General features: G+C 50.6%; 21 protein-coding genes. 15 read left to right on the top strand and 6 right to left on the bottom strand.

The genetic code is table 11. From position 1 onward, the window contains the following. Nucleotides 1-11: 11 nt before the first annotated feature. Nucleotides 12-449: an S-ribosylhomocysteine lyase gene (locus GX019_05825; GenBank protein HHT36680.1), complete on the top strand. Its 438-nt coding sequence runs from the start codon at nt 12-14 to the stop codon at nt 447-449. Here the strand turns inward: GX019_05825 and GX019_05820 are convergent. The 4 genes from GX019_05820 to GX019_05805 form a co-directional block, all read right to left on the bottom strand. Further along, nucleotides 446-1342 (bottom strand): homoserine kinase, encoded by an 897-nt coding sequence (locus tag GX019_05820; protein ID HHT36679.1) that lies wholly within the window; start codon nt 1340-1342, stop codon nt 446-448. The two genes, GX019_05825 and GX019_05820, sit on opposite strands and share 4 nt — an antisense overlap. Before the next feature lie 11 nt (nt 1343-1353). Next, a complete protein-coding gene (locus tag GX019_05815; GenBank protein HHT36678.1) occupies nt 1354-2406 on the bottom strand; it encodes a threonine synthase in 1053 nt (350 codons plus the stop codon). A 3-nt stretch (nt 2407-2409) separates the two neighbouring features. Continuing rightward, nucleotides 2410-3714, bottom strand: coding sequence for a homoserine dehydrogenase (locus tag GX019_05810; GenBank protein ID HHT36677.1), 1305 nt, complete (start codon nt 3712-3714; stop codon nt 2410-2412). 91 nt (nt 3715-3805) lie between these two features. Next, entirely contained in the window at nt 3806-4435 is a 630-nt protein-coding gene (locus tag GX019_05805; protein ID HHT36676.1) for an SGNH/GDSL hydrolase family protein, read from the bottom strand. Between the two features lie 92 nt (nt 4436-4527). Between GX019_05805 and galU the strand changes: the two genes are divergently transcribed. The 12 genes from galU (at nt 4528) to GX019_05745 (ending at nt 19880) form a co-directional block, all read left to right on the top strand. Continuing rightward, on the top strand, nt 4528-5421 hold the full coding sequence (gene galU, locus GX019_05800; protein HHT36675.1) for a UTP--glucose-1-phosphate uridylyltransferase GalU: 894 nt from the start codon (nt 4528-4530) through the stop codon (nt 5419-5421). Continuing rightward, nucleotides 5421-6746, top strand: a complete 1326-nt coding sequence (locus GX019_05795; protein HHT36674.1) for an NADH:flavin oxidoreductase — start codon at nt 5421-5423, stop codon at nt 6744-6746. Before galU ends, GX019_05795 begins: the two co-directional genes overlap by 1 nt. Nucleotides 6747-6766: 20 nt before the next feature. Beyond that, nucleotides 6767-7534: a sugar phosphate isomerase/epimerase gene (locus tag GX019_05790; GenBank protein ID HHT36673.1), complete on the top strand. Its 768-nt coding sequence runs from the start codon at nt 6767-6769 to the stop codon at nt 7532-7534. A gap of 22 nt (nt 7535-7556) precedes the next feature. After that, nucleotides 7557-8714, top strand: a complete 1158-nt coding sequence (locus GX019_05785; GenBank protein HHT36672.1) for a Gfo/Idh/MocA family oxidoreductase — start codon at nt 7557-7559, stop codon at nt 8712-8714. A 50-nt stretch (nt 8715-8764) separates the two neighbouring features. Then, on the top strand, nt 8765-9982 hold the full coding sequence (locus GX019_05780) for a Gfo/Idh/MocA family oxidoreductase (protein ID HHT36671.1): 1218 nt from the start codon (nt 8765-8767) through the stop codon (nt 9980-9982). Nucleotides 9983-9997: 15 nt separating this feature from the next. Then, nucleotides 9998-11074 carry a Gfo/Idh/MocA family oxidoreductase gene (locus GX019_05775; GenBank protein ID HHT36670.1) on the top strand — a complete coding sequence of 359 codons (1077 nt, stop codon included), beginning with the start codon at nt 9998-10000 and terminating at the stop codon, nt 11072-11074. Nucleotides 11075-11187: 113 nt separating this feature from the next. After that, entirely contained in the window at nt 11188-12690 is a 1503-nt protein-coding gene (locus GX019_05770; protein HHT36669.1) for an alpha-N-arabinofuranosidase, read from the top strand. A gap of 73 nt (nt 12691-12763) precedes the next feature. Further along, nucleotides 12764-13183, top strand: coding sequence for an RbsD or FucU transport (locus GX019_05765; protein ID HHT36668.1), 420 nt, complete (start codon nt 12764-12766; stop codon nt 13181-13183). Between the two features lie 16 nt (nt 13184-13199). After that, on the top strand, nt 13200-14627 hold the full coding sequence (locus tag GX019_05760) for a rhamnulokinase (GenBank protein ID HHT36667.1): 1428 nt from the start codon (nt 13200-13202) through the stop codon (nt 14625-14627). Between the two features lie 122 nt (nt 14628-14749). Then, nucleotides 14750-16720, top strand: a complete 1971-nt coding sequence (pulA, locus tag GX019_05755; protein HHT36666.1) for a type I pullulanase — start codon at nt 14750-14752, stop codon at nt 16718-16720. Nucleotides 16721-16805: 85 nt separating this feature from the next. Further along, nucleotides 16806-18731: an aconitate hydratase gene (locus tag GX019_05750; GenBank protein HHT36665.1), complete on the top strand. Its 1926-nt coding sequence runs from the start codon at nt 16806-16808 to the stop codon at nt 18729-18731. Nucleotides 18732-18854: 123 nt separating this feature from the next. Further along, a complete protein-coding gene (locus tag GX019_05745) occupies nt 18855-19880 on the top strand; it encodes a sugar kinase (protein HHT36664.1) in 1026 nt (341 codons plus the stop codon). A 22-nt stretch (nt 19881-19902) separates the two neighbouring features. Here GX019_05745 and GX019_05740 read toward each other — a convergent pair whose 3' ends face one another. Beyond that, the gene (locus tag GX019_05740) at nt 19903-20715 is read right to left on the bottom strand and encodes a CPBP family intramembrane metalloprotease (GenBank protein HHT36663.1); all 813 of its coding nucleotides are present in this window, start codon (nt 20713-20715) and stop codon (nt 19903-19905) included. 89 nt (nt 20716-20804) lie between these two features. On the opposite strand from GX019_05740, the gene GX019_05735 reads away from it, so the two are divergent. Then, nucleotides 20805-21629: a hypothetical protein gene (locus GX019_05735; protein HHT36662.1), complete on the top strand. Its 825-nt coding sequence runs from the start codon at nt 20805-20807 to the stop codon at nt 21627-21629. On the opposite strand, the gene GX019_05730 is transcribed toward GX019_05735, so the two are convergent. Then, nucleotides 21595-22278 (bottom strand): uracil-DNA glycosylase, encoded by a 684-nt coding sequence (locus GX019_05730; GenBank protein HHT36661.1) that lies wholly within the window; start codon nt 22276-22278, stop codon nt 21595-21597. The genes GX019_05735 and GX019_05730 overlap by 35 nt on opposite strands. 122 nt (nt 22279-22400) lie before the next feature. On the opposite strand from GX019_05730, the gene GX019_05725 reads away from it, so the two are divergent. Then, nucleotides 22401-24194, top strand: coding sequence for an L-fucose isomerase (locus GX019_05725; protein HHT36660.1), 1794 nt, complete (start codon nt 22401-22403; stop codon nt 24192-24194). Nucleotides 24195-24475: the final 281 nt, after the last annotated feature.

Below are 24475 nucleotides of genomic sequence, written 5' to 3'. Positions count from 1 at the left end.
GAGGTCAACCCATGGATAAGGTTGTTGTTGAAAGCTTTACCTTTGATCATACCAAGGTGAAAGCTCCCTTTGTCCGCAGCTGCGGACGGATTACCACGCCGAAAGGCGATTTGATTACTAAATTTGATCTCCGCTTTACCCAGCCAAACCAGGATATTATGCCCACCGGGGCGGCACATGCCCTGGAGCATCTCCTGGCTGGATTTTTGCGGGAAGAAATCGCAGATGTTGTTGATCTCTCGCCCATGGGCTGCCGCACTGGCTTTTACCTGATTAAGGTGGGGGAGAGCAGCGCTGATGAGATTAAAGCGGCGCTTAAAAAAGCTCTCCAGAAAGTTTTAGCAGCCGACGAAGTGCCGGCTGCCAATGAGCTCCAGTGCGGCAACTACCGCGATATGTCGCTTGCGGATGCAAAAAAATACGCTGAGCAGGTTTTGCAGGCGCTTTAAACAACAGATGCCCCTTGATCGGATATACCGGTGATTATTGCGCGGCTTTTGATCCCATGCTCTCCAAAAGCAGCCAGCATCCGGGTTGCTACCTTTTCAGCGTCAGATTTGGCAAAAGCAATCACACAGGGTCCGGCCCCTGAAAGCGCTGCGCCTAAACCTCCTGCCTGGTAGCACGCAGAAATGGCAGCTTGAAACCCTGGGATCAGCTCGGCCCGGTAGTTCTGGTGGAGAAAATCTTCGCAGCCATAGCGAAGATAGGTGTAGTCGCCGGCAGTAAAGCAGTTGAGCAGAAATGCGAGGCGGCTTAAGTTTCCAACCGCATCACTAAAAGCAACTTCCCGAGGCAGCATGCTTCGGGATTCTGCTGTTTTGAGGCGGTACTCAGGGGCAATGATTACTACCTGCGGTGGATTTTTGACCGCAACTTTCTGCCAGATAACCTGATCACGATCGATACCGCTGACCACCAGGCCCCCTAACAGCGCCGGAGCTGCATTGTCGGGATGACCTTCGAACTCTACCGCCAGATTGAGCAGTTCTCCCGGACTGAAAGGGCTTTTAAGCAGCGCATTAGCTGCAAACATTCCGCCTACTACCGCCGCAGCGCTGCTGCCTAAACCGGAAGCAGGGGGAATGTGGTTTTCCTGCTTAATTCTAAGGGGAGGCGGAGTTTTGCCTGCTGTTTTAAACACCGCCGCAGCCGCTTTATAGACCAGGTTAGTTTTGTCAGTGGGCAGATAAGCGCTGCCTGAGCCAGTAATTTCCACGACAGTTTGATCCGTATCTAAATCAACTTCTAGATAATTGTAGACTTTCAGCGCCAGCCCGAGGGTGTCAAAGCCAGGACCGAGATTGGCGCTGGTTGCCGGAACCGCAATTTTAATCTTCACAGCGCCGCCTCCTAAGCTAAGATGCTTCGCAGAGCATTCAAATCTGCTTTGACTGTCTCCGGCTTGACACCAATCGACATGGCGGTGTCAGGGTCCTTCAAGCCGTTTCCGGTGAGGATGCAGACAATGCTGCTGCCGGTAGGGAAGCGGCCTGTTCGGGCAAGCTTAATCAAGCCGGCGATCGATGCTGCTGATGCTGGTTCCGCAAAAATACCTTCACTGCTGGCCAACAGCTGGTAAGCTTCCAAGATCTCACCATCAGTTACTGCAGCAATCGTGCCTCCGCTTTCATCCCTGGCCTGCTCCGCTGTTTTCCAGCTGGCTGGGTTGCCGATTCTGATGGCTGTAGCGATTGTTTCCGGATTGGGTACCGGTTTACCCAGCACAATCGGGGCGGCGCCTGCAGCTTGGAATCCGCACATCACCGGCAGCTTGTCAATTTTTCCAGCTTGATGGTAGGCTTTGAAACCCTGCCAGTAAGCTGAAATATTGCCGGCGTTACCCACCGGAATCGAGATGTAGTCGGGAGCGCGGTCTAACTGATCGCAGATTTCAAAAGCCGCGGTTTTTTGGCCTTCAATGCGGTCCGGATTGATGGAGTTTACGATGGTAACCGGCTCAACTTCCGCCAGCTGGCGGACCAGCTCCAGCGCGTCATCAAAATTTCCTTCTACCGCAATTACCCTGGCCCCATAGGTGATTGCCTGGGCAAGTTTCCCTAAAGCAACCGCGTTTTGGGGAATCAGCACCAGGCAGTCGATCTGCGCCCGGGCAGCGTAAGCCGCCGCCGATGCGGAAGTATTCCCGGTGGACGCGCAGATAATTGCCCGGGACCCGGCGGCAACAGCCTTGGTAACCGCCATGGTCATGCCCCGGTCCTTAAAGGACCCGGTGGGATTCTGTCCTTCAAATTTTAAATAGATGTTTAGATCTAAGCCCAGCTTTTTGGGCAGATGTTCTGCTTTTAATAAGAGGGTATTGCCTTCATTTAAAGTGATGATCGGTGTATCCGGTTCGATATTCAAATAATCCCGATATTGAGCGATAAGTCCCTGCCAAGCCATGAATTAACCCCTTTCCAGTACCCGCATCACGTTAGAAATATTACGGATGCTGTCCAGTTTTTTTATCCTCTCCAAAGCGCGGTAGAAGTTTGCTTCCGGCACTTTATGGGTGACCAAAACGATCTCAGCTAAGTTAACTTCCCTTTGGTTCTGGAGAATCAAATCCAGACTGATGCCTTCATCACCAAGAGCAGTGGCAACGGCACCGAATACCCCGGGCTGGTCTTTTGCTTTTAAGCGCACATAGAAGCAGGATTTAGTCTCTGCCATCGGTACAATCCGCTTCGCAGCCGCTGTGGGATGGGTATAGCCGTTTTCAATCTGGTAGTTGATGTTCCGAGCTGCTTCAATCACATCGGCCACGACCGCGCTGGCAGTAGGCAGAGAGCCCGCACCGCGGCCGTAAAACATCAGCTCGCCCACAGCATCGCCCGCTAAGAAGACCGCGTTGAACTCATTGTGCACTGAAGCTAAAGGATGGTGCTTCGGAACGAGAGTGGGGTGGACTCTTAAGAGCAGTCCTTCCGGAGTTTCTTCCCCAATTGCCAGGAGTTTAATTACAAAGCCCAGCTCATCAGCGTATACAATGTCCCGCACACTTACCTCAGTGATGCTTTCAGCAGCAATTTGATTAACATCAACGGCGCTGTTAAAGCAGAGCGAAGCTAGAATTGCCAACTTGTAAGCTGCGTCTCGGCCTTCCAGATCATTGGAAGGGTCGGCTTCCGCAAAACCTTTGGCCTGGGCTTCAGCCAGCGCGTCCTGAAAATCTTTCTTGGCGATTGTCATCTGGGTCAAGATATAATTGGTAGTGCCATTGATTATACCCATGACGCTTTCGATCTTATTGGCAGCTAAGCAGCGCTTGATGGGGCGGAGCAGAGGGATACCGCCGCCAACACTCGCTTCGTAGTAAATAGTGCGGTGGTTTTCCCGGGCGATGCTTAACAGCTCACTTCCGTGCACTGCCATTAGATCCTTATTAGCAGTAACCACATATTTTCCGCCGGCCAGAGCCGCTGCGATATACTCCCGCGCCGGTTCAATGCCTCCCATCACTTCCACAACAATATCGATCTCCGGATCTGCGAGAACATCGGCTGGATCCTGGGTCAAAAGGATACTGGGATCCATATTCGGCCGGGGTTTGGAAACGTCGCGCACCAGCGCTTTGGTAATCTGCAGTTTGCTGCCGACCTTTGCGGTAATGTCTGCGCCGTTATTGGTGAGAATTTGTGTCGTACCGGTACCGACTGTGCCTAGTCCAAGGAGACCGATCTTAATTACAGGTTTGTTTAAACTCTTCATTATTCTGCACCTTCCTTAATTGGTACGCACTGCATTTATTGGCAGGGAAATACCATTATAATATAGAATAACACCGAGGACCGGAATTTTACTAAAGTGCTTTCACAGCCTCAAGCCAAGCTTTGGCAATCAGTCCGTGGCCTGCTGGCGCGGGGTGGACTCCATCCGGACACCAGAAACCCGGGTCGTCAGCTGCCACAGCTTGGAAAATCTCATCCATCGGAATGACAATCGCATCAAATTCCTGAGCTAATTTCCTAACAGCTTCCCGCTTCGGATCCAAATCCTCCCGCCACAGCATCCGGTCTTCCGGTATGTGGAGTACATAAGGTTCCATCAGCAGGATTTCTGCGTCCAGATGCTCGCGGGTTAGGTTGAGGATGTGGCGGTAATTAGCTGTAAACTGGTCAATAGATACAGTTTCAATCCTTTTATTATAAGCGTGCCAGACATCATTGATTCCGATCATAATTGAAACAAAATCGGGTTGAAGGTCAATGCAGTCTGCCTGCCATCTTGCTACAAGATGCTCGGTTCGGTTGCCGCTGATGCCGCGGTTGATAAATTTCACCTTGTGCTCTGGATATAAGGCGGAGAACATACCGGCAGCCATCAGCGCATAGCCGCGCCCGAGACTATCAGGGTCGTTGCGGTCCCGTCCGCAGTCGGTAATGCTGTCGCCTTGAAATAAAACGGTTGAGTTAGGTTTAATGATTGTCATGTGCAGTCTCCTTTGCAGTGATATTTAACTAACTCATATTCTACGCAACCAAAATTAATCCTGCCAATTTCAGGCTAGAGAGGAAGTATGCCGTGAAAATTAAAAAAGCAGTAATTCCAGCAGCGGGATTAGGCACCAGATTTCTGCCCGCAACCAAAGCGCAGCCGAAAGAGATGCTGCCCATTGTGGACAAACCTTCAATTCAATTTATTATTGAAGAAGCAGTTGAATCGGGCATTGAAGAAATCCTAATTGTCACCGGACGAAACAAAAGGTCTATCGAAGATCATTTTGACAAAAACTACGAACTGGAAGCCGCTTTAAAAGCCAAGGGCGACACCGAACGGTTAAGGCTGATCGAGGATATTACCAACATGGTTAATATCCACTATGTGCGGCAGAAAGAACCGAAGGGCTTAGGCCACGCCATCTACTGCGCCCGCTCCTTTGTAGGCAATGAACCGTTTGCGGTTTTGCTGGGTGATGATATTGTCGCTAATTCCGTGCCCTGCTTAAAGCAGCTGGTAGAAGTATATGAACAGGTGCGAACCAGCGTGCTCGGCGTACAGCCTGTTCCGGAAAACATGGTAGACCAATACGGAGTAATTAAAGGTGAGGAAATTGAATCCGGACTTTACCGGGTGACTGGGTTGGTGGAGAAACCGGCTGTAGCGGAGGCTCCCAGTAATGTTGCCATTTTAGGCCGCTACATCATTACTCCCGAAATTTTTGAAATCCTCGCATCGACCAAACCGGGCAAAGGGGGAGAGATCCAGCTTACCGATGCCTTAGTGACCCTGTTAGCCCGTCAGCAGATTTACGCCTATGCCTTTGCAGGCAGGCGCTACGATGTCGGCAGCAAACTGGGCTTTCTCAAAGCCACAGTTGAGTTTGCCCTGGAAATGCCGGAACTGAGGCAGGAGTTTGCTCACTATTTAACTGAGGTTGTTAAGCAATTTCAAGACGAAAAGGAGGATTTAAGTTAGTGGAAAAGCTTAAGTTTGATTACAAAACACTGGAAGACTTTACTGCTGATCTTGACAAATACAACTTAGAACTGCCCCTGGAATCAGATGTATCCCTGCTCAAACAGCCAGTTCAAGTAGGAAATAAAACAATTCCCAACCGTTTAAGCGTTCAGCCAATGGAAGGGTGCGACGCCAAGCCGGACGGATCCCCGGGTGAACTGACCTACCGCCGCTATCAGCGTTTTGCCAGCGGTGGCGCAGGCTTGATCTGGTTTGAGGCCACAGCAGCAAGCGCTGCCGGGCGGGGTAAGCCGACTCAGCTGTATATCCACAAAGATAATGTGGCTGAATTTAAGAAATTAGCCGACGCAACCAGACAAGCTGGTTTAGACGCTAATGGAGCTGCTCCTTACCTGGTGCTCCAAATCACTCACGCCGGACGCTACGGTGATGGCAAAGTGATCGCTGTCCATGAACCAGAGATTGATAAGAAATCAGGTGTTGATCCGGACAAACCGGTAATTACTGATGAAGAGCTGAAGGCTTTAGAAGATGATTTTGTGGAAGCTGCCCGATTGGCAGCGGAAGCTGGTTTTGATGCAGTAGACATTAAAGCCTGCCACCGCTATCTCATCAGTGAGCTGTTAGGAGCCCACAACCGTCCGGGCGAGTACGGCGGCAGCTATGAGAACCGCACCCGCTGGTTAAAGAATGTTATTACCAAGATTAAAGCAGCAGGCATTGATATTGAAATCACGACCAGACTCAATGTTTACGATGCAATTCCTTATCCCTACGGCTGGGGCTGCGATGAAAACGGTGATCCTGATTTAACCGAACCGAAGCGGTTTGTGCAAGAACTGGTAGATTTAGGTTTAAATATGATCAACGTTACCGCGGCAACCCCATATATTACACCGCATATGTCCCGCCCATACGATCAAGCCGGCTTAAAAGGCTATCCGCAGCCTGAGCATCCCCTGATCGGTGTGCACCGCATGCTGAGCCTGGTGAAAGAAATCCAGCAGACAGTGCCGGAATGCGTTATTGTGGGCACCGGCTTCAGCTGGCTGCGGCAGTTTGCGCCATTAGTATCTGCCGGGATGGTCAAGGAAGGCTGGGCGGCTATCTGTGGTTTCGGTCGCGAAGCTTTTGCTTATCCAGATTTTGCCAACGATATTTTCGCCAGCGGCGAGATGAATCCCCGCAAAGTCTGCATCAGCTGCAGCAAGTGCTCGGAGCTGAAAGGCGAAGCGCGGTTGACTGGATGTGTGGTTAGAGATACCGAGATTTATGTGCCTGTTTACCAGGAGTTTCTCAAAGACTTTCGCAGTAGGCAGTAACTAGAGAAAGGAGCAGGAACATGAGCGGTCCTATTATTGCAGCGCAGCTTTACACAGTGCGTGAGTTTATGCGCACTCCTGAGCAGATTGCTGAAGGTTTGGGCAAGATCAAGGCGATCGGCTATCCGTCCGTGCAGGTATCGGGCATCGGCCAGATTGACACTAACGAGCTGAGAACTATTCTTGACCGGGAAGGGCTTACCGTCTGCGCAACCCATGTGCCCTGGGACAGAATGGAGAATGATCTGGATAACTTAATCAATGAGCATAAAATCTTGAACTGCAAATATGTGGGGCTCGGCGGCATGCCTGGCGAATACCGAGAAGACCGGGAAGGCTGGGTGCGCTTTGCCAAAAGAGCTAGTGAGATCGGGAAAAAACTGCGGGATCACGGCCTCCAGTTTATTTATCACAACCACGCCTTTGAGTTCGAGAAATTTGACGGTGTTACCGGCCTCGATATTCTCCTCGAGGAAAGCGATCCGGATGCTTTTCATTTTGAACTTGATACTTACTGGGTGCAGGTTGGCGGAGCAAATCCGGTTACTTGGATCAATAAGGTGGCCGGCCGCATGAAGGTAGTTCACTTTAAAGATATGGGCAATGCCGGCAAGAATGAGTCGGTGATGACTGAAGTAGGCGAGGGCAACTTAGAGTGGCCTGAGATTATTGAAGCGTGCCGCAGAACCGGAGTGGAATACGCAGCGGTAGAGCAGGATATCTGCGCGCGCGATCCATTTGAAAGCCTGGCCATCAGCTACCGCAATCTCAAGGACCTGGGTTTGTAGAAGTTGAGAAGGAGTGAATGCCTTGGATAAAGTAAGAGTCGGGATTATCGGGATTGGGAACATCGGCGTCAGCCATGCCCGTCATTTCATTCAAGGCCGGGTTCCCGGCGCTGAACTGACCGCGGTCTGCGATATCAATCCGCAGCGCTTGGAATGGGCAGAGAAGCATCTCGGTTCCGATCTCAAGCGCTTTCAAAGCGCGGAGGAGATGTTTGCAGCAGGCTGCGTTGACGCGGTTGTGATCGCAACTCCCCACTACGACCATCCACCTCTGGCAGTTGCCGCTTTTGAGCAGGGACTGCATGTGTTGGTTGAGAAGCCTGCCGGCGTTTATACTAAGCAGGTGCGGGAAATGAACGAAGCCGCTGCCAAAAGCGGCAGAGTATTCAGCATGATGTACAATCAGCGTACCAATCCCCTCTACCAAAAGGTGCGGGATTTGGTCCAAAGCGGTGAGGTGGGAGAATTAAAGCGGGTGATCTGGATCATCACCGACTGGTATCGTCCCCAAAGCTATTACGACTCAGGGGGCTGGAGAGCTACCTGGGCAGGCGAGGGCGGCGGAGTGCTTCTGAACCAGTGTCCGCATCAGCTGGATTTATGGCAGTGGATCTGCGGCATGCCCAAGCGGGTAAGAGCATTTTGCTACTACGGCAAATACCACGATATTGAAGTGGAGGACGATGTCACCGCTTATGTGGAGTATGAAAACGGCGCAACCGGCTTGTTTATCACTACCACCGGCGAGACGCCCGGTACGAACCGCCTGGAAATTTCGGGCGACCGGGGTAAAATTGTGGTGGAAGGTGACCAGCTTACCTTCTGGCGCCTGCGGATACCGGAGCGCCAGTTTAACGCTGAGTACCAAGGCGGTTTCGGCAGGCCCGAAGCTTGGAAATGCGATGTCCCAGCAGACGGCGATTATCCCGGTCATCAGGGAGTGCTCAGAAACTGGGTTGATGCGATCCGTAAGGGAACGCCGCTCTTAGCTCCAGGAGAAGAGGGCATCAACGGCCTGATTCTATCCAATGCTATGCATTTATCAGACTGGACCGATTCCTGGATTGAACTGCCCTTTGATGAAGATCTTTTTTATGAGAAGCTAAAGGAAAGAATCGCTAGCTCCACCTTCACAAAAGATGGCGGTGACCGCACATTAGATGTTTCCGGCACATTCTAGAGATATTCGTGCTTTGATAAAACCATTAATTTAGATAGGAGAGGATTTGAGTGAGTGTACGCTTTGCGATTGTTGGTGTGCGAAACTTCGCTAACGCCCACTACAGAAGAGTAAAGCAGTTGGAAGAAACCGGCGAAGGCAAGCTGGTTGCAGTTGTTGTAACTGACCAAAAACGCAATGCCAAGCGGGTTGAAGAGTTAAAAGCAGAAGGAGTAACTATCTACAATTACTATGAGCAGCTGCTCAACGAAGCCAAAGACACCGTAGATATTATCTGCCTGCCCACTTCCATTCCCAGCCACGGTGAACTGGCTGCCAAAGCGATGCTGGCAGGCTATGATGTCATTATGGAAAAGCCGCCGGTTCCCACCATCGATGAAATGGATTACCTGCGCAGAGTTGAGCAGGAAACCGGTAAATTCTGCTCGGTTGGATTCCAGTTTATGCACAGCCGCACCATCCATAAACTGAAGAAAATGCTCTTAAACGGTGAGCTGGGCAAACTGCAGAATATTGCTACCCGGGGATACTGGCCGCGCCTAAAGTCCTACTATGACCGCAACGCTTGGGCTGGACGCTTAGTCTACAACAGCCAGCTGGTCTTAGATGGACCGGTTCACAACGCGCTGGCCCACTATCTCCAGAATATGCTCTTCTTAGCGGGCACCACTGAGCAGGACAGCGCTGAGCTGAAAACGATCAGAGCGGAAATGTACCGCGGCCATACCTATATTCAATCCAGTGACACTACCTGTCTTGAAATCAAAACTAAAGACGATGTCGGCATCTACTTCTACGTAACCCACTGCCCAGATGTTAACTACGGACCGGTTACCGAAATTGTTACCGACAAAGCTGTGGTAACCTGGGTGAACACCGAGAAAACCAAGATTACCTGGAATGACGGCCGAGTCGAAGAGTTTGACAACGAAGGACTTGATCCCTACCTGGAGGTATTCCGACTTCCGGCTAAGAAGTTCCGCGGTGAAATCGATCAGCTGCCATCCACACTGGAGAATACCCGCAGCTTTGTGCTGGCGGTCAATGGGCTCTACTTATCTTCCAAGAAGGTGCGGGAGATTCCAGCTGAGTACGTAAAAGAATTTGAAGAAAAAGGCGATCTGCGCACCCTGGTCCAAGATATTGTGCCCTTGATGGACAAAGCCTGCGCAGAAAGAAAACTGCTCTCGGATATCGGGGTAGAATGGGCTCAGCCCACTGAAACTGTAAGCCTGGAAGGACTGACTGAGTTTAATCCATTTAAGTAGAAGGAAGTGGTCAGCTTGGATAAACGCGATGGTATGAACTACGCGCCCCAGGGGAAGCCGGATCCTGTCTGCAAACCGGGCGATTTTATCTTTGCTGCTGTGGGCCTCGACCACGGCCACATCTATGGGATGTCCAACGGTCTGATTGAGGCCGGCGCAACCCTCAAATGGGTGTACGATCCGGATCCGGAGAAAGCAGCCGCCTTTGCGAAGCGCTATCCGCAGGTTAAAATTGCTGAAAGCGAGCAGCAGGTGCTGCAGGATCCGGAAGTTCAAATGGTGGCCGGGGCAGCGATCCCTGCTCTCCGCTGCGATTTGGGACTGCGGGTAATGGATCACGGCAAAGACTACTTTACCGACAAAGCTCCATTTACCACTTTGGAGCAGCTGGAGCGGGCGCGGCAGAAGTGCGCTGAGACTGGCTTGAAGTACGCTGTTTATTACAGTGAAAGACTTCATGTGGAAAGCGCGGTTCACGCCGGAGCTTTGATTAAGGACGGCGCAATCGGCAGGGTGCTTCAGGTAATCGGTTTAGGGCCGCACAGATTGAATGCTCCCAGCCGGCCGCAGTGGTTCTTTGAAAAGGATCAATACGGTGGGATACTAATCGATATCGGCTCGCACCAAATCGAGCAGTTCCTCTACTACGCAGATTGTAAAGATGCGGAAGTTGTCAGCAGCCGCGTCGCCAATTACAGCTACAAGGATCAGTATCCGGAGCTGGAGGATTTCGGCGATGCCAACCTAGTCGGCGATAATGGTGCCACCAACTACTTCAGGGTAGACTGGTACACACCGGATGGCTTAAGCACCTGGGGGGACGGCCGCACCCTGATTCTCGGTACCGACGGCTATATTGAACTGCGCAAGTACGTTGACATCGGCAGAAAGATGGGAGGAGACCAGCTTTACTTGGTCAATAATGAAGGGGAGTTCCACTTCTCCTTAAGAGGCAAGGTTGGCTATCCTTTCTTCGGCCAGCTGATTCTTGACTGCTTAAACCGCACTGAAAACGCGATGACCCAAGAGCACGCCTTTAAGGCTGCCGAACTCTGCTTAATTGCCCAGGAAAAGGCAGTTCGCATCGAATAGTAACAGAAGGGGGACTTCCCCCTTCTGTCCAAAAAACCTTTGGAAAATGCAGGAAAACGGAAGCCTTTCCGTGAATTGATTTGGTAAAATGGATTAAGAATCGAGGTGTAGGCATGAAAGCAAGGTTAATAATTGAAAAAGACTTTAAGATTGGAGAAGTGGACAAGAGATTATTTGGTTCTTTTGTCGAACACTTAGGTAGAGCAGTATACGGTGGTATTTATGAACCGGGACATCCTACAGCTGATGATGATGGTTTCCGCCAGGACGTAATCGATCTGGTGCGGGAAATCGACGTGCCGATTGTCCGCTATCCCGGCGGTAACTTTGTATCCGGCTACAACTGGGAGGACGGGGTCGGACCTAAGGAAGAGCGTCCCCGCCGCCTGGAGCTGGCTTGGAGAACTGTTGAAACAAACGAAGTGGGCGTCAACGAGTTTATGGATTGGACTAAAAAAGCCGGCACAGAGCCGATGATGGCAGTCAACCTGGGCACAAGAGGCATTGATGCTGCCCGCAATCTCTTAGAGTACTGCAACCATCCATCGGGCAGCTACTGGAGTGATCTGCGCCGTTCCCATGGCTACGAAGATCCACACAATATTAAGGTTTGGTGTTTGGGTAATGAAATGGATGGTCCCTGGCAGATCGGGCACAAAACTGCCCACGAATACGGCAGGCTGGCAGCTGAAACCGGTAAAGTGATGAAAATGCTGGATCCTTCCATCAAACTGGTGGCCTGCGGCAGCTCCAACAGCGGAATGAGAACGTTTCCGGAGTGGGAAGCTACCGTTTTAGATCACTGCTATGATGTTGTCGATTACATTTCGCTCCATACATACTACGGCAATCCCCACGATGATACACCAAGTTTCTTAGCATCATCTCTGGATATGGATCAGTTCATTAAAACAGTAATTGCTGTCTGCGACTATGTTAAAGCAAAGAAACGCAGCCGCAAAACACTCTACCTTTCCTTTGATGAGTGGAATGTTTGGTTCCATTCCCATGCCCAGGACCGTCAGTTAGAGCCGTGGCAGGTTGCACCGCCGCAGCTTGAAGACATTTACACCCATGAGGATGCCCTGGTTGTGGGCACGCTGTTAATATCTCTGCTCAAGCACGCGGACCGGGTAAAAATCGGCTGTCAAGCTCAGCTTGTTAACGTGATTGCGCCGATTATGACCGAAAACATGGGTCCAGCGTGGCGGCAGACTATCTTCTATCCGTACATGCACGCTTCCAACTTCGGCAGAGGCACAGTGCTGCAGCCGGTAATTGACTCGCCGAAATACGACAGTAAGCGCTTTAAGGATGTTCCATACCTCGAAGCAATCGCTGTCGATAACGATGAGGATTACCTCACCGTCTTTGCAGTCAACCGCAGTCTCGATGAAGAGCTGGAACTAGAAACTGAACTCCGGGGTTACGGCGAGCTTGCATTGGACAAACACATTGTCCTCACCAATACCGATGTAAAAGCAGTTAACTCCAAGGACAATCCCAACAATGTTGCTCCGACTGAAGATGGAAAAACCGCAGTAGATCAAAACACCGTCAGATCGGTGCTTGCACCCCTGTCCTGGAATGTGATCCGCTTGAAGAAAGTAAAATAAAAAATACTCTGCACCCAAATGCACTCGAACTGCTGCATTTGGGTGCTTAATCTTCCCACGGAGGTGTGTTCTGATGTTAAAAACTAAACTGCTCCATCCGGATATTATCAGAGCTTTGGCTGCCGCCGGTCACGGTGCGCAGATCCTGATCACCGATGGTCACTATCCCGCGTCTACCAAGACTAAACCGGGAGTTGAAAAGATCTACTTAAATATCAGCCCCGGATTGGTATCGGTAACTGATCTGCTGCAGGTAATTGCCGATACGATTGAAATCGAAGCAGCCACTGTAATGGCGCCAGCGGAAGGGCCGGAGCCGGAAATCTTCGCTGAGTTTAAAAAGATTCTCCCGGAGACCGCGGAGTTTAACAGGTTAGGGCGCTTTGAGTTTTATGACTGCGCAGTAGACAATCCTGATCTCTGTTTAGTACTAGTATCAGCAGACACACGCACCTACGCCAATATTCTCATAACCGTTGGCGTATGCAAATAATAGTTGAGGTGATTACATGGCACGGAAATTAAATTTACTGGCCTTTGACTTAGGCGCGTCAAACGGCCGGGCGATTATCGGTCAATATGATGGCACGAAAATTGAGCTGCTGGAAGTCCACAAGTTTCCCAACGGCGCTGAGAATATCAACGGCCATCTCTATTGGAATATCTTGGATCTATATGCCCAGATCAAAACCGGATTGATGAAGGCAAACCAAGCGGTAGACCGCATTGACAGCCTGGGCATCGATACCTGGGGTGTGGATTACGGTCTCTTAGATGAAAACGACAATCTCATGGGCAATCCCTACCACTACCGGGATAAGCGCACCGATGATCTGTTAGACGAGATCTTTACCAAAGTGAGCGCTGATGAGATTTATGCCAACACCGGCATCCAGTTTATGCAGATTAACACCCTGATCCAGCTCTATGCAGAGCGGAAGTACCGGCCGTGGATGCTGGAAAATGCTAAAAGTCTCTTGTTCATCCCAGATCTGCTCAACTTCTTCCTAACCGGTAAAAAGTACAATGAATACACGATTGCTTCCACATCACAGATGTGCAATCCTCAGACATTTGCTTGGGCTGAGCCGCTGTTTGCAAAGCTGAACCTGCCCTTAGATATTATGCAGGATATCATCTTCCCAGGTGAGGTAATTGGCACCATTACCGAGAATATAAAGCAGCAGACCGGCGTCAACTACGATATCCCGGTGATTGCTGTGGGCAGCCATGATACTGCGTCTGCCGTGGCAGCCACCCCCCTGACCGACAGCGAGAACAGCATTTACATCAGCAGCGGTACCTGGTCGCTGTTAGGTATGGAGCTGCCGGAGCCGGTTATCAATGAGCTGTCGCAAAAAGAAAACTTCACTAATGAAGGCGGAGTCAACAAAACAGTCCGCTTCCTGAAAAACATCAGCGGGCTGTGGCTGATTCAGGAGTGCCGCCGGATCTGGAACCGGGACGGCATGGATCTGTCCTGGAGCGACATCAGTCAAGCTGCGGAAAAAGCGCCCCTTAAGGCGATCATTGATCCCGATGATCCTCGCTTCTTAAGCCCGGAAAATATGCCTGAGGCAATCGCCGCGTACTGCCGGGAAACCAACCAGGATGTACCGGAGACCTACGGCGAAATGGCCAGAACTGTTTATGAGAGCTTGGCGGTAAGCTATAAGATGACGATTGAACGGCTGGAGCAGATGATCGGCAGAAAGATTGAAACGATCCACATGGTGGGCGGCGGCATTCAAGCCGAAATCCTCTGCCAGTTCACTGCCAATATCACTGGACGGAAAGTGATTACTGGTCCCATCGAAGCGACCGCCATGGGCAATATCCTAGCTCAGCTGATGGCTAAAGGCGAAATCAAGAACCTGGAGGAAGGCCGCGAGCTGATCCGCAACTCAGTCGAACTGAAAACCTATCTGCCGCAGTAATTTGAAGCAATCAGCACCATTTACCGGAAGAAACTGCACGAATCCGGTAAATGGTGTTTTATTGTCCCCACAATTAAGACACACTAAGGAAGAATCAGAGAATAGTAAGGGAATGGTGCCCGATGCCGGAGCTGAAGCTAGATTTTACTAGTCAAGAGTTTGCCGCACGCTATCACTACACTGGGAACGATTTAGGTGCAACATATTTTCCGGATAAAAGCAGGTTTCGGGTGTGGGCTCCCACTGCGGAGAAAGTAATGCTGGTGATTTATCCCACCGGCAACGACTCCGGGGGGGAGCAGCATCCAATGCTGAAAAGTGAAAAAGGCACGTGGACCGCAGAGCTGATGGGAGATCTCCACGGCGTGTATTACAACTACCTGGTAACTACATATGAAGGTTCCGCTGAGGTAGTGGATCCCTATGCTAAAGCCTGCGGGGTTAATGGCAAGCGGGGCATGGTGGTGGATCTCAACCGCACTAATCCCCAAGGCTGGGATCTGCTGAAAACAGCTCCCCTTGATCATTTTACCGATGCGGTCATCTATGAACTGCACATCCGCGATTTTACCATCGATGAATCATCGGGAGTCAAGCATAGGGGTAAATACCTAGGTTTAGCTGAGGTCGGCACTTCTAGTCCCCAAAAACTGGCTACTGGATTAAGCCATTTAAAAGAGCTGGGAGTGACCCATATTCAGCTGATGCCTGTTTATGACTTTTGTACCGTCGATGAAAGCAGATTTGATGATGAAGAATACAACTGGGGTTATGATCCCCAAAACTACAATATTCCGGAAGGGTCATACGCCACCGATCCCTATCACGGAGTTGTCCGCATCAGAGAACTTAAGCAGATGATCCTCACCTTGAAGGAACACGGCTTTCGGATCATCATGGACGTAGTTTACAACCACACATATTTAAGCAAAAATTCTCACCTCAACAAGCTGGTCCCTGGCTATTACTACCGCCAGGACGCTCACGGCACATTCACGGACGGGTCCGGCTGCGGCAATGAGCTGGCCACGGAGCGGTATATGGTGCGGAAAATGATTATTGACTCGATTTGCTATTGGGCCGAGGAGTACATAATTGATGGATTCCGCTTTGATCTCATGGGTTTATTCGATATTGCCACGATCAATGAGATCCGCAGCCGGTTAAACCAGATCGATCCTGCCATCATCATGTTTGGTGAAGGCTGGGTGGGAGGCCATTCGCCGCTACCGGATCATCTTAAAGCCATCAAGGGCAATGTGCGGCAGCTGCCGGGTACCGGAGTTTTCAATGATGATCTCCGGGATGCCATTAAAGGCCATGTGTTTTTCGAAAACCAAGCCGGATTTGTTAACGGAGCTGCTGGTATGGAGGAAAGCATCAAATGTGGGGTAGTGGGAGCCACCGCCCATGATCAAGTTGATTATAATCAGGTGCTCTACTCCCGCTTTGCCTGGGCGGCGGAACCGGCTCAGGCGATTAACTACTGCTCCGCCCACGACAACTTAACGCTCTGGGATAAGCTTGCTGTGACCAATCCAGCCGACAGCGAAGAGGAGCGGATTGCCATGCACAAGATGGCGCTGGCAGTTGTCCTGACCTCCCAGGGCGTACCTTTTCTCCACTCCGGCTCCGAGTTTTTGCGCACCAAAAATGGCCATTCCAACAGCTACAATGCGGGGGATGAAGTCAACAAAATCGATTGGTCCCGGAAAGCCCGCTATTTTGATGTGTTCCGCTATGTCCAGGGCTTGATTCTGCTCCGCCGCCGCCACCCGGGATTTCGGATGCAAACAGGGGAAGAAGTTCGCAACAAACTGCGGTTTCTGCCGATGCCGGCAGGGCATATGGTAGGTTTTGTGATTACTGACGCGCCAAGGGAGCCCTGGCACCAGATCTGCGTAATCTTTAATGCCAATAGAGTTCCGAAAACAGTGGCACTTCCGGGAGATGATTGGGTGGTGGTGGTTAATAAAGAGAAGGCGGGAGAAATGGCTTTAGAGACCATCAAAGTCCGCTATGTGACTGTGCCGGGTTTAGCAGCCTATGTTCTGGCCGATGCCCTCAGCTATTGGAAAGAATTTGTTAACTAGACGTTAGAACTTCCCGTTTATGAAGGATTTAGATGAGCAAAAATCCAATTTCTGAATCATCACTTCTGGGAAGGGAATTGAAATCATGGGCTTAAATTTAGCGCAAAAACTGATTCAAGCACATTTGGTTGAGGGAGATATGACACCGGGAACAGAGATCGGCATTCGCATTGACCAGACTCTGACCCAGGATTCAACTGGAACCATGGCTTATCTGCAGCTGGAAGCCATGGGCATCAAGCGGGTTAAAACCAAGCTGTCAGTGGCCTACATCGACCACAACATGCTGCAGGAAGGTTTTGAGAACGCCGATGACCATCTCTTTATTCAATCGGCAGCGCGCAAATATGGAATCTATTTTTCCCGTCCTGGCAACGGCATCTGCCACCAGGTGCATCTAGAGCGCTTCGGAGTGCCCGGTCAAACGCTGCTTGGTTCCGACAGCCACACCCCAACAAACGGCGGGATCGGCATGCTGGCAATCGGAGCAGGCGGTCTTGATGTGGCAGCAGCAATGGCAGGCGAGCCTTATTATCTGACCATGCCGGAGATTGTTAATATCCGGCTGACCGGTAAGTTGGCTCCATTTGTAACTGCCAAAGACATTATTTTAGAGATTCTTCGCCGCCTTACTGTTAAGGGTGGGGTAGGCAGGATTTTTGAATACTCAGGCGACGCCCTGGCTTACTTAAGTGTGCCGGAGCGGGCCACCATCACCAACATGGGCGCCGAGCTGGGGGCAACAACTTCGGTCTTCCCCAGTGATGAGCTCACCAGAGAGTTTCTGCGGGCTCAAAAGCGGGAAGAGGATTGGACTCCCCTGGCAGCGGATCCAGATGCTGAGTACGACCACACTATCGTAATCGATTTAGGAGCAATTGAACCTTTAGCAGCTAAACCTCACAGTCCGGATAATGTAGCGAAGGTGCGGGAAATCGGTCCGGTTAAGATCGATCAAGTTGCCATCGGCAGCTGCACCAACAGCTCCTATCAGGACTTGATGCGGGCAGCGAGAATTCTCAAGGGTAAAACTGTGCATCCTAATGTCAGCCTCGTAATTTCACCCGGCTCCAAGCAGGTTTTGACCATGCTCGCTGAAAACGGAGCCTTGGCAGATCTGATTGCAGCTGGTGCCCGGATTCTTGAGTCAGGCTGTGGACCCTGCATCGGCATGGGTCAAGCGCCGCCAACAGATGGCATCTCGCTTCGCACATTTAACCGCAATTTCAAAGGCCGCTGCGGCACCATGTCGGCCAGTGTCTATTTAGTCAGTCCGGAAACTGCGGCAGCCAGTGCCATAGCGGGAGTTTTAACCGATCCCAGGACTTGTAATGTGGATCTGGAGGTACCGATGCCGGAAGAATTCCATATCAACGATAACATGATTATTCCACCGGATCCGGAAGGAGCAGATGCCGAGCTGGTTCGGGGGCCGAATATTAAGCCGTTCCCTCAGAACGTGGCTATGGGCGACAAGCTTGCTGGTAAGGTTTTGATCAAGCTGGGCGATCACATCACAACTGATCACATTATGCCGTCCAATGCCAAACTGCTGCCTTACCGCTCCAATATTCCTTATTTGGCTGAATACTGCCTCACGCCCTGCGATCCCGACTTTCCGAAGCGGGCGCAGGAAAACAGCGGCGGTATTATCGCGGCGGGAGAAAACTACGGTCAGGGTTCCAGCCGGGAGCACGCTGCGTTAGCCCCGCTTTATCTGGGGATCAAGGCAGTTGTGGCCAAAAGCTTTGCCCGCATTCACCGGGCGAATCTGATCAACGCCGGAATTGTGCCGTTGACCTTCGTCGATGAAGCGGATTACGATCAGATTCAGGAATTGGATCAGCTGGAAATCGAAAATATTAAAGATCAGCTGAGGGCAGGAAATGAAGTTATCGTTAAGAATATCACGCGTTCCTGCGATTACCGCGTGAAATGTGAGTTGAGTGAGCGAGAACTAGCAGTGCTGCTCATGGGCGGCAAGATTAATTGGATCAAACAGCGTCAGTAAAGCTGGCAAAAACTAGGATCAGATCTAAGTTTTGGCAGGATAATTTCGTTCGATGCCGAATATATTCGCGGAGCTTTTTACACTAGGATTTCTAGATCAATATATAATGGGAGGCAAGTTGCTATGGCAAAAAAAGTAGTCACCATGGGAGAGATAATGTTAAGATTATCTCCTCCGAATAATCTGCGCTTTGTGCAGACAGATTCATTCGATGTAGTATGGGGCGGGGGGGAAGCAAACGTTGCAGTATCCCTGGCCAATTATGGTTTGGACGCTTATTTTGTAACCAAGCTTCCGGAGCATGAAATCGGTCAGGCAGCGGTTAACAGTCTCCGCCGCTATGGCGTTAACACTGATTATATTGCCAGAGGTGGCGACCGGGTCGGAATCTATTACGCAGAAACTGGCGCATCCGTAAGAGCGTCCAAGGTAATTTATGACCGGGCTCGCTCAGCGATCGCTGAAGCCGATGTTTCTGATTTTGACTTTGACGAGATCTTTAAAGATGCTGACTGGTTCCACTGGAGCGGTATTACTCCGGCAATCAGTGATAAAGCCACCGAGCTTACTGAAGCTGCTCTGATCGCTGCGAAAAAGCACGGCGTAACAGTCAGTGTTGACCTTAACTACCGCAAAAAACTGTGGACTCCGGAGAAAGCCCGGAAAGTCATGACTCACCTGATGCAGTATGTGGATGTCTGCATCGGCAACGAAGAGGACGCTGACATTACTCTTGGTTTCAAACCAGGTAAGAGCGATGTTACTACCGGCGAACTCGATCTTGAAGGCTACAAAGACATCTTCAAGCAGATGAAAGACAAATTTGGATTTAAATATGTTGGATCTACCCTGCGCGAAAGCTATTCAGCCTCTGATAACGGCTGGTCTGCCATGATCTATGACGGCAATGAATACTACCGCTCCAAAGTGTACAAGCTGCATATTGTTGACCGAGTTGGTGGCGGCGACTCCTTTGCTGCTGGTCTGATTTACGGACTGGTTACCGGCAAGCCGGTAGGTGAAGCGCTGGAATTCGCAGTTGCAGCTTCTTCCTTGAAGCACACCATCTACGGCGACTACAACTTGGTATCGGTAGCCGAAGTAGAGAATTTAGCAGGCGGCGACGCATCAGGACGGGTTCAAAGATAAAAAAAAGCCTGGTTCCTACGAATCAGGCTTCTTTCTTAAGTTTGATGGCAAACCACACTGCTGCGGCTAGGCTTAAAACTAACTCCCAGGAAATAACGCCGGTCAGGAAGTAACTGCCGGTTAAGATCGTTCTTGCTTCTCCGGCAGTTTGTCCGAGGACAAGTCCATGGGCAATGTCCCAGACAGCCCGGAATAAAATCACGCCAATGATGCTGCCCTTAGTTTGAAAGTAGCAGTAAGCCAAAGGTAAGGACCGGGCTATGAGCAGGAGCATTTGGACGAGAGTATAGAGCCATGGATTGGCGGCCCCCAACTGAGCTGCAGTAACATAGGAGCCGGGTGCATGGTACAAAGCCCATACCGCTCCCACTAACAGCGCAGCCGTCAGCTTGCCGTAATGTTCGCTGAGAGCAGGCAGGAGAAATCCTCGCCAGCCGTACTCTTCGCCGAAAGCCATCACCATAAACAGGACAATACCCACTAGATGGAGCAGGTAATCGGTAGGCAGGGGAAGACTGCCGCTGTTGATTTCAGCTTTGCCGGTTAACAGGGCAATCACACCTGTTAAAGCGGCAAATGCAATGGGATACAGCACTGCAAACACTAGAGATTTGCGGGTAGTGCCGGTTACTACCGGTTGATATATATTAAAAATTGATCTATGATGGATAATATTCAGGGAGATTGCAGTGATAGTGGGAATCACCATTACCATTCCTAAAATGCCAATCTGATTGGCATTATTAGCAACCAAATATGCAATACCCCAGCTGGCAAGAAGAGTTACTGCGGTAAAGGTAATGATGTGAGACTTTGATGCATTCTTAGGCCACATTAATTATCGCTCCTTGTTTTTGGTATAACAGATTCTTCGCATCGCCACCGGTATTTTCCTGCTTGATGCGTTATAGGGGGAGTTTTTCAGTGGTTCGCTCTAGAATTTTCTTAATTTCAGGTGCATTGATTATACTTGGAATTAAGTACGCTGCTCTGAATCTAATCTTTTTTAGCACACCTGATCTGAACAGCTCTATAGCATTGACCGTGGTCTGCCTCGGAGCAGCGATGCTGGTTTTTTTCTGCTGGATTCTGCGGCTGCTGAAACAGATTCATAAAGAAAATAAACTGCAGCAGGAGATCTGCCGGGCTCAGGCAGATTATGCCAAGAAAATGGCGGCTCTCATGCAGGAAGAGCGCAATGACATCCTCAATCAGATTTCGGTTGTTACTGCTTACCTGCAGGTAGGCCAATATGAAGCTGCCGAAAGCTATCTGCAGTTTATGGCAGCCGATCAATCCGATAAATATGAGCATCACTCCGCTTTCTTTCCCCACGATCCCTGGGAAACAGTTCTCGAGCGGAAGCAGGAGCAGGCGGAGCAGAAGAAAATCCGATTCCTCGCTATGGTGCAGGCAGAGCCTCCCGCAGATGAACATACCAAGCGCTTAGCTGCCCGATTGATGTCAAATTTGGTTGATGCAGCCTTTGAGGCGGTGGTCGAAAAAACAGAGCCTCGGGTTTGGCTGCGCTGGTATTCTGTCCACGGATCCGCGGTCTTAGAAGTGAGACACAACAACACTGACTATTCACATTGTGAATTTAGGTCATTTAAATTGCCGATCTGCCGTCAGATTGCTTCTGAAATCGGAGGCAAGCTGACCATTTGCAAAAATGATCAGGATGTGACCTGCCGCGTCGAGATCCAATCCAAGGCTATTCAGTCCGCATTAGCGGAATCTGCCATTTGATCGGTTCTAAACCGCAGCTTGTGAGAAAGCGGTTGGTTTGGGAAAAGTGCCTGCAGCCGAAGAATCCCCGGGAGGCTGACAGGGGACTGGGATGGGCTGCGGTCAGCACCAGGTGGCTGGGGTTAGTTATGGCTTTAGCCTTGCGTTTAGCATTATTACCCCAGAGGAGAAATACCACCGGGGTATTTTTTTTGTTCAAAAGCTCGATTACCTTGTCAGTAAACAGCTCCCAACCCCGACTGCGGTGGGAATGGGCCTGTCCTGCCCGCACTGTTAAAACAGCGTTTAACAGCAGCACTCCCTGCTCTGCCCAGGGTACTAAATAGCCGTTATCAGGCATAAAACAGCCGAGATCATCCTGGAGCTCCTTAAAGATGTTTACCAGCGAAGGCGGAACTGCCACACCCGGCTTCACGGAAAAAGCCAGTCCATGGGCCTGGTTGGGGCCGTGGTAGGGGTCCTGGCCGATGATTACTACCTTAGTATCAGCATAGGAGGTAATTTTCAGCGCGTTTAAGATATCGTACATATCGGGATAAATGGTATGATTGCGGTATTCGTGAATCAGAAACTGCCGCAGCTTTAGGTAATAGTCTTTCTGAAACTCACTTCCCAACAGATCATCCCAATCATTCCCCAGTTTAACCATTCTTCAACTTCCTTTCTAACCTAGCTTTACATATTTCCAAATTCTAGAACAATCGGCAGGATTTGTTCCTGCTTTCTCTAATAATTATAACAGAGATAAACATGGAAAGGGGAGGCAAGTTCATGGGCAATGAATGGCGTTTAAAGGGACGTCTGCCGAAAGTCGGTATTCGTCCTGTTATTGATGGAAGACGTAAAGGCGTAAGGGAATCCTTAGAAGACCAGACCATGGGGCTGGCCAAGGCTGCTGCGCAGCTGATCAGTGAGAACCTCCGGTATCCGAACGGACAGCCAGTAGAGTGTGTTATCGCTGACACCTGCATCGGCGGTGTGGCAGAAGCGGCGATGGCTGCTGATAAATTCGAGCGGGAAGGTGTAGGCGTATCCCTGACCGTTACCCCCTGCTGGTGCTACGGCAGTGAAACAATGGACATGGATCCCTTTACCCCCAAAGCAATTTGGGGTTTTAACGGCTCTGAGCGTCCGGGCGCAGTTTACTTAGCTGCGGTTTTAGCTGCTCACAACCAAAAAGGCCTGCCGGCGTTTGGCATCTACGGCCGCGATGTGCAGGATGCGGGCGACAATACAATTCCGGAAGATGTAAAGGAGAAAATCCTCCGCTTTGTCAAAGCCGGTTTGGCTGTAGCCATGATGAGAGGAACTTCTTATCTGTCAATGGGTTCTGTTTCGATGGGTATTGCCGGCTCGATGGTGGACGAGGCCTTTTTCCAAAACTATTTGGGCATGCGCAATGAGTACATTGACCAGTCTGAGTTTATCCGCCGCATTGAATCGGGCATCTACGATCAGGAAGAATATGAGCGGGCGCTGGCCTGGGTGAAAGAAAACTGCAAGGAAGGCCCTGATCTCAATCCGCCTGAGTTTAGGGCAACCCGGGAACAGCTGGATCAAGATTGGGAGTTTGTGGTAAAAATGGCTTTGATTGCCCGGGACTTAATGATCGGCAATCCTAAGCTTGATGAAATGGGCTTTGGCGAAGAAGCGCTGGGACGCAACGCGCTGATTGCCGGATTCCAAGGACAGAGGCAGTGGACCGACTATTTCCCCAACGGCGACTTTATGGAGTCGATCCTCAACTCATCCTTTGATTGGAACGGCATCCGCCAGCCTTTCTTAGTTGCTACCGAAAACGATACTCTTAACGGTGTGTGCATGGCGCTCGGTCATCTCCTCACCAATACCGCTCAGGTATTTGCTGATGTGCGCACCTATTGGAGTCCGGAAGCAGTTAAGCGGGTTACCGGACATGAGCTCACCGGACGAGCAGCTGATGGTATGATTCACTTAATCAACTCCGGTTCTGCCGCCCTGGATGGATCTGGCGAGCAGACCATTGACGGCCAACCGGCTATGAAGCCGTTCTGGGAAATCACTGAAGAAGAAGCCAAGAAATGCCTTGACGCAACCCCATGGCGTCCCGCCAACCGAGGCTACTTCCGCGGGGGCGGATTCTCAGCTAACTTTAAGTCCAAGGGCGGTATGCCGGTAACCTTGACCAGACTTAATCTGGTGAAAGGTTTAGGTCCGGTGCTCCAGATCGCTGAGGGTTATACTGTTGACATTCCTGACGACGTGCATGCAATCCTCAACAACCGCACTGATCCGACTTGGCCTACAACTTGGTTTGTGCCCAACACAACCGGCAAGGGAGCCTTTAAAGATGTCTACACAGTAATGGCCAACTGGGGCGCCAACCATGGTGTGTTCAGCTACGGCCACATCGGTGCCGATTTGATTACCATGGCTTCCATTCTGCGAATTCCGGTGGCGATGCACAATGTGTCCCGAGATAAAATCTTTAGACCAAGCTATTGGTCAGCTTTTGGAACCGAGGATTTAGAGGGGGCCGATTACAGAGCGTGCCAGGCCCTAGGAGCCCTTTACGGCAGATATTAAAAAGATTACAAGATATAAAAAATCCGGTGCTTTGCGGCACCGGATTCTTTATGTGTGCCTGGCATGCTTACTGCGCCGATGGGCTGCAAGAAGCCCTGTCGCCTAACCAGCGGGAAGACAACCAGCAGGCAAGGGCGACACTGGTAACAGTGTTGTCTGGAGGAAGCCGAGGGGGAGTCTTGGAACGTAGCGCAAGCGAACCGAGGTTGGCTTGTATGGTGGGTAACCTTGCATAGCGTGGGAAAGCCCAAAAGCTGGATAACCATACAAGTTAGGACGGA

The organism is Bacillota bacterium, from assembly GCA_012837335.1.
GTDB lineage: Bacteria > Bacillota > Limnochordia > Darwinibacteriales > DTU012 > DTU012.
Note: the sequence above shows the minus strand (reverse complement) of the source record. Positions and strands in the feature narration are given on the sequence as shown.

Bases quoted from the DNA above. Each gene is read 5' to 3' on its own strand.
- GX019_05825 (HHT36680.1), top strand. From the start codon at position 12: ATGGATAAGGTTGTTGTTGAAAGCTTTACCTTTGATCATACCAAGGTG.
- GX019_05815 (HHT36678.1), bottom strand. From the start codon at position 2,406: ATGGCTTGGCAGGGACTTATCGCTCAATATCGGGATTATTTGAATATC.
- GX019_05810 (HHT36677.1), bottom strand. From the start codon at position 3,714: ATGAAGAGTTTAAACAAACCTGTAATTAAGATCGGTCTCCTTGGACTA.
- GX019_05805 (HHT36676.1), bottom strand. From the start codon at position 4,435: ATGACAATCATTAAACCTAACTCAACCGTTTTATTTCAAGGCGACAGC.
- GX019_05790 (HHT36673.1), top strand. From the start codon at position 6,767: ATGAGCGGTCCTATTATTGCAGCGCAGCTTTACACAGTGCGTGAGTTT.
- GX019_05770 (HHT36669.1), top strand. From the start codon at position 11,188: ATGAAAGCAAGGTTAATAATTGAAAAAGACTTTAAGATTGGAGAAGTG.
- GX019_05765 (HHT36668.1), top strand. From the start codon at position 12,764: ATGTTAAAAACTAAACTGCTCCATCCGGATATTATCAGAGCTTTGGCT.
- GX019_05760 (HHT36667.1), top strand. From the start codon at position 13,200: ATGGCACGGAAATTAAATTTACTGGCCTTTGACTTAGGCGCGTCAAAC.
- pulA (HHT36666.1), top strand. From the start codon at position 14,750: ATGCCGGAGCTGAAGCTAGATTTTACTAGTCAAGAGTTTGCCGCACGC.
- GX019_05750 (HHT36665.1), top strand. From the start codon at position 16,806: ATGGGCTTAAATTTAGCGCAAAAACTGATTCAAGCACATTTGGTTGAG.
- GX019_05745 (HHT36664.1), top strand. From the start codon at position 18,855: ATGGCAAAAAAAGTAGTCACCATGGGAGAGATAATGTTAAGATTATCT.
- GX019_05740 (HHT36663.1), bottom strand. From the start codon at position 20,715: ATGTGGCCTAAGAATGCATCAAAGTCTCACATCATTACCTTTACCGCA.
- GX019_05730 (HHT36661.1), bottom strand. From the start codon at position 22,278: ATGGTTAAACTGGGGAATGATTGGGATGATCTGTTGGGAAGTGAGTTT.
- GX019_05725 (HHT36660.1), top strand. From the start codon at position 22,401: ATGGGCAATGAATGGCGTTTAAAGGGACGTCTGCCGAAAGTCGGTATT.